This is a genomic window from Neisseria mucosa, from assembly GCF_003044445.1.
Taxonomy (GTDB): domain Bacteria; phylum Pseudomonadota; class Gammaproteobacteria; order Burkholderiales; family Neisseriaceae; genus Neisseria; species Neisseria mucosa_A.
The window spans coordinates 1-10,222 of the sequence record NZ_POWX01000031.1 but is presented as its reverse complement, the minus strand read 5'-3'; the positions used below and the strand labels follow the sequence as shown (position 1 = coordinate 10,222).

The 10,222-nt window shown below is 52.4% G+C and carries 10 protein-coding genes; 4 read left to right on the top strand and 6 right to left on the bottom strand.

All coding sequences use genetic code 11. The features are described from left to right. Nucleotides 1–96: 96 nt before the first annotated feature. The 4 genes from DBY90_RS12145 to DBY90_RS12130 form a co-directional block, all read right to left on the bottom strand. Nucleotides 97–447 (bottom strand): helix-turn-helix domain-containing protein, encoded by a 351-nt coding sequence (locus DBY90_RS12145; RefSeq protein ID WP_107986413.1) that lies wholly within the window; start codon nt 445–447, stop codon nt 97–99. A 102-nt stretch (nt 448–549) separates the two neighbouring features. Further along, nucleotides 550–981 carry a L,D-transpeptidase gene (locus DBY90_RS12140; protein WP_070493706.1) on the bottom strand — a complete coding sequence of 144 codons (432 nt, stop codon included), beginning with the start codon at nt 979–981 and terminating at the stop codon, nt 550–552. Between the two features lie 9 nt (nt 982–990). Next, complete coding sequence (locus tag DBY90_RS12135; RefSeq protein WP_003743151.1) at nt 991–1,521, bottom strand: outer membrane protein assembly factor BamE; 531 nt, start codon at nt 1,519–1,521, stop codon at nt 991–993. Between the two features lie 336 nt (nt 1,522–1,857). After that, nucleotides 1,858–2,490 carry an MBL fold metallo-hydrolase gene (locus DBY90_RS12130; protein ID WP_003779657.1) on the bottom strand — a complete coding sequence of 211 codons (633 nt, stop codon included), beginning with the start codon at nt 2,488–2,490 and terminating at the stop codon, nt 1,858–1,860. 146 nt (nt 2,491–2,636) lie between these two features. On the opposite strand from DBY90_RS12130, the gene DBY90_RS12125 reads away from it, so the two are divergent. From DBY90_RS12125 to DBY90_RS12100, 4 genes are all read left to right on the top strand, one after another. Continuing rightward, nucleotides 2,637–3,443, top strand: coding sequence for a DNA ligase (locus tag DBY90_RS12125; protein WP_411713485.1), 807 nt, complete (start codon nt 2,637–2,639; stop codon nt 3,441–3,443). A gap of 388 nt (nt 3,444–3,831) precedes the next feature. Next, complete coding sequence (locus DBY90_RS12115) at nt 3,832–5,478, top strand: sel1 repeat family protein (RefSeq protein ID WP_411713484.1); 1,647 nt, start codon at nt 3,832–3,834, stop codon at nt 5,476–5,478. 281 nt (nt 5,479–5,759) lie between these two features. Beyond that, complete coding sequence (locus tag DBY90_RS12105) at nt 5,760–7,775, top strand: prolyl oligopeptidase family serine peptidase (protein ID WP_107987305.1); 2,016 nt, start codon at nt 5,760–5,762, stop codon at nt 7,773–7,775. Nucleotides 7,776–7,914: 139 nt separating this feature from the next. Then, on the top strand, nt 7,915–8,382 hold the full coding sequence (locus tag DBY90_RS12100; RefSeq protein ID WP_107987303.1) for a CinA family protein: 468 nt from the start codon (nt 7,915–7,917) through the stop codon (nt 8,380–8,382). A 96-nt stretch (nt 8,383–8,478) separates the two neighbouring features. Here DBY90_RS12100 and DBY90_RS12095 read toward each other — a convergent pair whose 3' ends face one another. Together DBY90_RS12095 and DBY90_RS13705 are read right to left on the bottom strand one after the other, a co-directional pair. Beyond that, nucleotides 8,479–9,936: an oligopeptide:H+ symporter gene (locus DBY90_RS12095; protein ID WP_107987301.1), complete on the bottom strand. Its 1,458-nt coding sequence runs from the start codon at nt 9,934–9,936 to the stop codon at nt 8,479–8,481. 200 nt (nt 9,937–10,136) lie between these two features. Further along, nucleotides 10,137–10,222, bottom strand: an 86-nt coding sequence (locus DBY90_RS13705; protein WP_159069413.1) for an IS3 family transposase, incomplete at its 5' end; no start/stop codon positions are given.

Genomic DNA, 10,222 nt, shown 5'->3' with positions numbered 1-10,222 from the left:
CTGCGTCGGGGTCAGGCCGGTCTTGGTGGTGGTAGTAAAAGCTGCTTTTGGGCAGGTTTGCGATGTGCAGCAGGTATTTGAGCGGGTGTTGCGCCCTCAGTGTTTGGACGGTTTGGCTTTGTCCTTTGCGGTCCGCTTTTGGCTGAGGGCTTTTAACTCCTTTAGATAGGCAACCTTTGCGCGCATATAGCACAACTCTTCGATAAGCTCTGCCTGTGTTTTTTCGTGGTCGGGTTTGTCGGCGATAAAGGGGTTTTTGCGGTGGTCGGTCATGGTTTTGGATTGGGGATGTTCGAGTGCGCCGATGCCGCCTTCTTGATAGGCGCGTATCCACCGTCGCAGGTGGGTTCGGGAAATGCCGTAATGATCTGCGGTACGCTGTTGGCTGCGTATGTGCAGGTAGTGGAGTACGGCTTGGTATTTGAAGTGTAATGTATATTTGCTCATAAAAAAACTGCACCTTGTGAGTTGGAGGGGATGTCCAACTTTTGGGGTGCAGTTCAAAGTTTTCAGACGACCTTTTTCATGCCTGCTATATGGTGAAACCCGTCAAATCACTTCCAAAACAAAGTATTGGCGCAATTTGTCGTACACTTTGTCGGTTACGTTGATGCAGCCGTTGGTGATGACGCGGTCGGAGACGACGTTGGAGGCGATGCGCTGCATACGGCGCTCGGAGGGTTTGAGCGTCCAGACGCGGTGTAGGGCGAAGAGGAAGTCTTTTTCCTGCTTGAAGCCGATGATTTCGCCGCCGTAGCCGGGTTTGGAAGTCTTCATCAACTGCATATCAAAAGTGCCTTTCGGCGTGGTTTTGCCGATGAGCACGGGGTAACACTGGGCATCGTCGGTGAAACACAGCTCGGCTTTGGCGGTGTTGACGATGACTTTTTTGCGTTGCATGTATTCTTTGGCGGCATCGGCTGCTGCAAAGCTGTTCAGCCCTGCCAGCAGCGATATGCCGAGGATGATTCTTTTAAACATGTTTTCCTGTTATTTGCGGATGCGGTGGTGGGTTTCAGGCGCAACTTCGCGGATGATGATTTGAGGTTCAGGCGCGGGTTGTGGGGCAACTTCTTGTACGGGCGGGCAGACGGCATCTTCCGGGAAGACGGCTTTCCAGTGGAAGCTGCGGGCGTATTTGTGTTTGTCAAACAAGACTTTGTATTGGCAGGTGGTAATGCCTTCTACGCCGGAGCCGATGTCGGGATTGGCGGGAACGCCGGGAGTGCGGAAGTGGAAGAGATAATTCCATTCGCGCACGCCGAACATACCTTCATCGTAGTGCGGACGGCCGAGGATTTTGTAGATGTCGTCTTTGCTCAGACCCGGTTTCATCTGTTCGAGTTCATCGGCGGTCGGGAATGTGCCTTGGTTTTTGTTGAAGGTTACGGAGTAGGGTTTCGGAAAGACGGGGTTGTCCGTCGTTCCGTCGGCTTTAACGTGGCTTTTGCCGGCGCAGGCGGACAATACGGCTGCGGCAGCGAGGTAAAGGGCGGTTTTGGCGATGCGGGACGTTTTCATGGTTAATCCTTTTCGTGTTGGCGGCTTCGGTTATGCCTCTGCCGCATGGAAAAATACGATTTACCCGCACGCTGTCCTTTGTGCTGATGCCGTTTATTGTCACTTTGTAACAATTTCATACGGATATAATTGGAAATGATGGTACATCGGCTTCAGGCAAGCGTGTGTCCGGGTCGGGTAAAATCGCGTTACTGGTTGTTTATTTTGATGTTTAATCAAATTTAAGGCGAAATGTAAATTTCTTGTTCAGATTCCATGCAAGTTTTATGCCAATTTTTTAAAAAAGGTCGTCTGAAACGCTTATCCGTGTTTCAGACGACCTTTCACTTTCAGGATTTAAAAAAACGGATTGTGCCGTTTTTCATGCCCGATGTCGGTCATTCTGCCGTGTCCCGCGATGACGCGTGTATCTTCGGGCAGGACGAACAGTTTGGTGCGGATATTATGGATGAGGTCGGCGTGGTTGCCGCGCGGGAAGTCGGTTCTGCCTATGGTTTCGTAAAACAATACGTCGCCCGCGATGAGCAGCCCCGCTTCGGCGCAGTAGAAAACGACGTGGCCGGGCGTGTGGCCGGGGATGTGCAGGACTTGGAAGGCGTGGCTGCCGACCTTGAGCGTTTCGCCTTCGGTCAGCCAGCGGGTCGGCTCGAATGCGGGGGAAACGGGAAAGCCGTATTGGGCGGTTGTTTCGGGCAGGGCTTGGAGCAGGAAACCGTCGTCCGCATGAGGGCCTATGACGGGGACGGGGCGGTGTTCCCGCAATTCCACCACGCCGCCGGCATGGTCGAGGTGTCCGTGGGTCAGCCAAATGGCGGTCAGGGTTAGGTTTTTCGCGTCCAGCTCTTGCAGCAGGTAGGAAACGTCGCCGCCGACATCGGTCAGGACGGCTTCGCGGGTTTCGTCATCCCACAAAAGGGTACAGTTTTGGCGGAAGGGGGTAACGGCAATGATTTCGGCTTGAAGTGCCATGAGGCGGGATTCCTTGGGTAGTGGTTGGACAGGGGCTTGAACTTCGTTGAAACGATGTTTTCAGACGACCTTCGATCTGTTTATGCGGTATCATTATTATATTTGAAATAATCACTCACATTACAGGAACGTTTATGAGAACTTCAATGCAGGGCATGATACCGATTTTTGCCGCTTTTTTCATCCAAACGGCGCTCGGCGCGGATTTGATGCTGGCGCAGGAATACAAAGACCAAGAGATTGCGGGCTGGGCGATGAGCGAGAAACTCGACGGCGTGCGCGCGTATTGGGACGGGCGGCAACTGGTCAGCAGGCAGGGCTACGTGTTTACCCCGCCCAAAGGCTTTACCGCGCAGTTCCCGCCCTATCCGCTCGACGGCGAGCTGTATAGCGGACGCGGACAGTTTGAACAGATTTCCGCCGCCGTGCGCTCGTCTGCCGGCGATTGGCGCGGCATCCGCCTGCACGTTTTCGATGTACCCAAAGCGCAGGGCAATCTCTACCAACGCCTCGCAGTCGCAACGCAATGGCTGAAAACGCACCCGAACGCGCCCATCACCATCATCCCGCAAACCAAAGTCCGCGACCGGCAGCACGCGATGGATTTTTTGAAACAAATCGAAGCGCAGGGCGGCGAAGGCGTGATGCTGCGCCAACCCGAATCGCGTTACAGCGGCGGCAGGAGCAGCCAATTATTGAAGCTGAAAAGCCAATACGACGACGAATGCACGGTAACGCGGCATTATGAAGGCAAAGGGCGCAACGCCGGACGGCTGGGCGCGGTCGGCTGCAAAAACCGACACGGCGAATTCCGCATCGGCAGCGGCTTCAAAGACAAAGACCGCGACAACCCGCCCAAAATCGGCTCGGTCATCACATACCGCTACCGCGGCTTCACACAAAAAGGCACGCCGAAATTTGCGACGTTTGTGCGGGTCAGAATGGACAGGTAAGAGCCGATGGTCGAAAGGTCGTCTGAAAACCGTATTTTTAGGTTTTCAGACGACCTTTTTACAAGTTTGACGGATACTGAATTGGTTTTCTGCTTTGGGAGGAAAGAGGGAGCTTTGGTATATTGCGGATAATTTAACCTTTGATACAGTAGCTATTTAGCCTCGTCATTCCCTTTAGCCCCGTCATTCCCGCGCAGGCGGGAATCCAGAACGTATAATTTAGGAAACCTTTTTTCCTGACAGATTTCTGTGGCGACAGGTCTGGATTCCCGCCTGCGCGGGAATGACGGCAGCTGGTAAACAACGCATTGGAGTAAGTTAATTGATTATTATCATGTACAATTCCCGCCTGATTGTTTTTTAATGGATTGGTTTGATAAAGGGATAAATGATGGATGTGATGCCTTCAATTTTAGAATCACTTCTAGATAGAAAATACGCTGAAGCGATTAAAATTTTGCACCAGGATTGGGATGAGATTACGAATCAAAATACTCAGATTACAGAACAAATTGAGATTCAATATTGGCTTAGCTATTGTTATTTTGAACAGTTCATGAAGATCAAAGATACGGATAAAGCAAATAAACTGTTTGAAAAAGCTGTTGAACACTTTCGAGAATTGTTAAAACTTACCAAGCAATTGACGGATAAACAAGATCGTATTCAACAACAAATCTATGCCCAATCTGGGCTTGGAGGTTGTTATATTGAACAGATTAAGAGAAGTAAAAGTACATCCGAAGCGGAAATATTTGTTAAACAGGCTAGCGAAAATTTTTTAGCTGCTTACGAACAATTATCACAATTAAGTGATGAGGAAGAAAAAAAGAAATGGGAAAAAATAATCCGTCTAGGTCTAAGAAATATTGATTATCTCTATAAGGATTGGCATTCCTATTTTGAGAAGAAAAAACAAGAAATACAGGAATCGCTTTTCAAAGGCAAAACTTCACAACCGCAAGACGCCGTTTCAACCGTGCTGGCTGTTCTCCATATCACACCTGCAGAATTGGGTTCCATCCCGATGGCACATTACACCTCGCCCCATGTATGCCATATATTATTCGGCATCGGCGGCAAAGAAACCGCCAGTCCGATGCGGCTCGGCAGCTCGACCTATATGAACGATCCGTCTGAAGGCAAGCCACTGCTGGACTTGTTGAACCAACAGGATTTGGAGTTGGAAAACAAAGCGGATGGCGCGTCCCACAATGCTTTTTTCACCTGTTTCTCCAGCCGCGTCAACGATTTGAACCAGTTCCGCCTGTATGGCAAAGAGGGCGGCGTGGAGGCCTCGGGCTGCTGTCTGGTATTCAATAAAAACGGGGATTGGCTGAAAGAAGCGGATGTTTCCGCCCCGTTCCGCAGTCTGTCCGAAATGTCTAGGCAGAATTCAGACGACTTACCAAAAGTTGATGAATACGAAAAGCTGCCGCTTTATCAAGTCGCTTATATTGCCTACAAGGATGAATATATTGCGGAAAAGAAATGCGGGATATGGCTTTCTGCCCCGAATAAGGCTTTCAATCTTCATCAAAATTTAGCAAAAGAAAATTTGGGTTCGTCCACTCGATTTACGTTAAATGCAAATATCAGTCGGTTCGGTATCCGCCTGAAACCCGTCGGAAATGAAGACTGGCATCAGTTCCGCTTGGGAAAATTAAAAGAAGCGTTGGAAGAGCTTATCGGGTTTTTCAAGGACAAATCCGCCGTCAGCGACGACGATAAAGAAGCCTTGGAATACATCCGCTATCTGTTTAAAGATTTCGCCTTCCGCGACGAAGAAGAGTTTCGCCTGCTGGTCATTAAGCCAATCGATTCGGAGGAAATCGAATATTGCGATAAGACCCAATCCGTCTATATCCCTTATGCCGATATACGGAATCAGGCGGACGAGGTGATTTTGGGTACGAATTACGAAAAAACCGGCAATCAACGCAAGGCGGAAGTGTTCCGCTATCATATGAAGCAAAAATACCCTGAGGTCAAAGTCTCCCGCTCGACGCTGCCGATTAATCCGCCGAATAAGTAGATGGGTTTGCTTAATTTTCGATACGGGTATCTATTATCAGCCGTCATTCCCGCGCAGGCGGGAATCCAGAACGTAGAATTTAGGAAACTTTTTTTCCCGATAGATTTCTGTGCCGACAGGACTGGATTCCCGCCTGCGCGGGAATGACGGCTGATGGATAGGCGGTGTATCGGAAACAATAGTGAAACCCGCCGCCCCGTTTTCAGACGGCCTTTTCATCTGTCTGCAAGGCTTTCCCGCTATAATTCCCGCTTTCGCTATTTTCAGACGACCTCTTTTCTATGAAATCCTACCCCGATTCCTATCTCCATTTCGAAAACCTCGATTCTCCCGAAACGCTAAACTTCGCCGCTGAAGCGCATTCTGAAACGCGTGCGCGTTTTTTGGACAACGATAAAGCGCGCGCGCTGTCGGACGGGATTTTGGCGCAGATGCAGGACACGCGGCAGATTCCGTTTTGTCAGGAACACCGCGCGCGGATGTACCATTTCCATCAGGACGCGGAATATCCGAAGGGTGTGTACCGCGTATGTACGGCGGCGACCTACCGTTCGGGCTATCCTGAGTGGAAAATCTTGTTTTCGGTGGCGGATTTCGACGGGCTGCTCGGCGACGATGTGTATCTGGGCGGGGTGTCGCACTTGGTGGAGCAGCCCAACCGCGCGTTGTTGACTTTAAGCAAGTCGGGCGGCGATACGGCTTATACGCTGGAAGTGGATTTGGAAGCGGGCGGGTTGGTTGAGGGCGGCTTTCATTTTCCGGCGGGGAAAAACCATGTGTCGTGGCGCGATGAAAACAGCGTGTGGGTGTGTCCGGCTTGGGATGAGCGGCAGTTGACCGAATCGGGCTATCCGCGCGAGGTGTGGCTGGTGGAGCGCGGCAAGAGTTTCGAGGAAAGCCTGCCGGTGTATCAAATCGGCGAAGACGGGATGATGGTGAACGCGTGGCGTTACCTTGATCCGCAGGGTTCGCCAATTGATTTGATTGAAGCGTCGGACGGTTTTTATACCAAGACGTATTTGCAGGTGTCGTCCGAAGGTGAGGCGAAACCGTTGAACCTGCCCGCCGATTGCGACGTGGTCGGCTATCTGGCGGGGCATCTTTTGCTGACATTGCGCAAGGACTGGCACCGCGCGAACCAAAGCTATCCGAGCGGCGCGCTGGTGGCGGTGAAGCTGAATCGGGGCGAACTCGGGGCGGCGCAGCTTTTGTTTGCGCCCGATGAAACGCAGGCATTGGAAAGTGTGGAAACGACCAAGCGTTTTGTCGTAGCGAGCCTGCTGGAAAACGTACAAGGCCGTCTGAAAGCATGGCGCTTTACCGATGGCAAATGGCAGGAAGTCGAACTGCCGCGCCTGCCTTCGGGTGCGTTGGAAATGACCGACCAGCCTTGGGGCGGCGACGTGGTTTACCTTGCCGCCAGCGATTTCACCACGCCGCTGACGCTGTTTGCGCTGGATTTGAACGTGATGGAACTGACCGTCATGCGCCGCCAGCCGCAGCAGTTTGTTTCAGACGACATCGAAGTGCGGCAGTTTTGGGCGGTTTCGTCCGACGGCGAACGCATCCCTTATTTCCACGTCGGCAAAAACGCCGCGCCCGACACGCCGACGCTGGTCTATGCTTACGGCGGTTTCGGCGTGCCCGAGCTGCCGCATTATCTGGGCAGCATCGGCAAATACTGGCTGGAAGAGGGCCACGCCTTCGTATTGGCGAACATACGCGGCGGCGGCGAGTTCGGCCCGCGCTGGCATCAGGCGGCGCAGGGAATCAGCAAACACAAAAGCGTTGATGATTTGCTTGCCGTCGTGCGCGATTTGTCCGAACGCGGCATGAGTTCGCCCGAACACATCGGTTTGCAGGGCGGCAGCAACGGCGGCCTGATTACCGCCGCCGCCTTCGTGCGCGAACCGCAAAGCATAGGTGCGCTGGTGTGCGAAGTGCCGCTGACCGACATGATCCGCTATCCGCTGCTCTCCGCCGGCGCAAGCTGGACGGACGAATACGGCAACCCGCAGAAATACGAAGTCTGCAAACGCTGGCTGGGCGAATTGTCGCCGTATCACAATCTTTCAGACGGCATCAATTATCCGCCTGCGCTCATTACCACCAGCCTCAGCGACGACCGCGTCCATCCCGCCCACGCGCTCAAGTTCTACGCCAAACTGCGCGAAACCTCGCCGCAATCTTGGCTCTACGCTCCGGACAGCGGCGGCCATACCGGCAACGGCACGCAACGTGAATCCGCCGACGAACTCGCCTGCGTGTTGCTGTTTTTGAAAGAGTTTTTGGGGTAAGGGCAGGGGGTGACACTGCCGCCGCGAATGAAAAAAGATCGTCTGAAAACCGGAAAATCAGTTTTTCAGACGACCTTTCCTATCTTCATCTCAATCGGCCTATAATCAAGTCCGAACCCAAAAAACGAAAGGACGTCCCATGACCGCGCTGCAAACTATCGCCGAACACCTCACCCGACGCCGACAAACCGTTACTTGCGCCGAATCTTGCACCGGCGGCCTGCTTGCGGGTGCATTCACCGGCATCGCGGGCAGCTCGCAATGGTTTCATCAAAGTTTTGTTACTTACAGCAACCAAGCCAAAGAGGAACGCCTCGGCGTTATGCCCGATACGCTGCTGCAACACGGCGCGGTCAGCCGCGAAACCGTGTACGAAATGGCACGAGGTGCCAAAGCCGTCGCCCAAGCCGACTACGCTCTCAGTATTTCCGGCATCGCAGGCCCGGGCGGCGGCAGCGCGGCAAAACCCGTCGGGACGGTGTGGTTCGGGTTGTCTACGCCGACCGAATCGCTGGAGCAAATGAAAATCTTCAGCGGCGACCGAGAGGCCGTTAGAAAGCAGGCCGTCGCCTTCGCCCTTGAATTTTTGGCGGAACATTTGGTTTGACAGTTCCCAGCGCAAGAACGGCAAACCGCGTTCATGCAAAAGGTCGTCTGAAAAATTTTTCAGACGACCTTTTGCATGTCTTGCTCAGAGCGGTTTTTAATCCGCGCCTTTGAGCATTTTATTCAAAACGGGAACAAGCAATAACAATACCACACCGGTTATCACGCCTATGCCGCAAAGCATCCAGTAGAAATCCAGCGGTGCTTTATCGTTGAATCCTTCTTTAAACAGCACACCGCCCAAAGTGAAGCCCAAGGAAAAGCCCAAGAAGTTGAGCGCGACCATTTGGGTTTTGAACATGGGCGGGGCAATTTTGGTAGAGATGGAAAGCGCAATCGGAGAAATCATGAGTTCGCCTATGGTGATGGCAAGCAGGATCAGCGCGAAAACGATGATCGGCATAGGCGTTCCGGACGAGATATACGGCACGAATCCAAGATAGGATACGCCGACGACAATCATTGCCAATGTAAATTTCAACGGGGTTTTCGGCTGGTGCCTACCCATTTTTGTCCAAACCGCCGCCATCACGCCGGAAAAGAGGACGACCCACATACTTTGGATGGAATCTTTCCAGGCAACGGGGACGGTCCAGCCGCCTATGGTGCGGTCAACCGTTTCGTCAAAGTACACCGTTGCCACGGTATAAACTTGGAACCAAACCGCCCAAAACAGGCAGATGGTCAGAAATAGGGGAATATAGGCGGTGATGTAGCGTTTGTTTTCAGACGACACATGGCTGCTGCCGAGCAGTCGTGCGAAATAGGCGATGACGGTGAGGATGACCGTACCGAGCAGGAATTTGGAAAAGTTGTCTAAATTGAGCGTGTCTGAAGCAATCAGGCTGCCGACAACCAAGACAATCAACACGCCGACTGCAACCGCGGTTTTCACTTTTTCAGGACGCAAAGGATTGGGAGCGGGCGTGTGCGGCAGCAGTTTGCGCCCAACGGAGTAACGCCACAATCCAAAAGCCATACCGACTGCCGCCGCGCCGAAACCATAGTGGAAACCCATCTCGGTTTGCAGCAAGCCGGTCAGGAGCGGGCCTAAGAAGCCGCCGATGTTGATGGAGATATAGAAAATCGAAAAACCCGCATCGCGCAGGGGCTTCATATCGTCCGCCTCATAAAGCGAGCCGACCATCGAGCTTGCCGACGATTTCACGCCGCCGCTGCCCAATGCGATGAGTACCAAGCCGCACAGCAGCCCGTAGAGACTCGGTGCGATTGCCAAAACGATGTGTCCGAGCATGACCACGATGCCGGAAATAAACAGCGTTTTTTCCGCGCCCCAAATCCGGTCGGCAAGCCATGCGCCGAGTATGGTGGACAAATAAACGCTGCCGCCGTACGCGCCGACGATGCCGCCGGCGAGCGACTTATCCATGCCCAAACCGCCTTTGTCAGCAGTGTAATACAGATAAATCAATAAGATACCCTGCATACCGTAAAACGAGAAACGTTCCCACAATTCGATGTGGAACAGGGTGGAAAGCTGGATGGGATGCCCGAAGAAGGTTTTTCCCTTGCGGGCGGAGTAGTTGTCAGACATAAAAGTTCTCCAAAGGCGTTGAAACTGCCTTTTATTTTCAGTTGCGGCACATTGCGCACCGCCCATTTGTCAGCCGTATATGGCATAACCTTTTTTAACGTAATATCAAAAAACTGTCAAACTGATTGACCTAACAAAGCAAAAGGTCGTCTGAAAAAACTGAACTGGCCCCCAAATCTTGGACACTCATAAAAGCCTATTCAGGCGCTCTGTGCAAGCTGGGTTCTGTATGCGACAGGACTCAGCTTTTTCAATTTCAAACTGCAACGCTCGCGGTTGTAGTAAT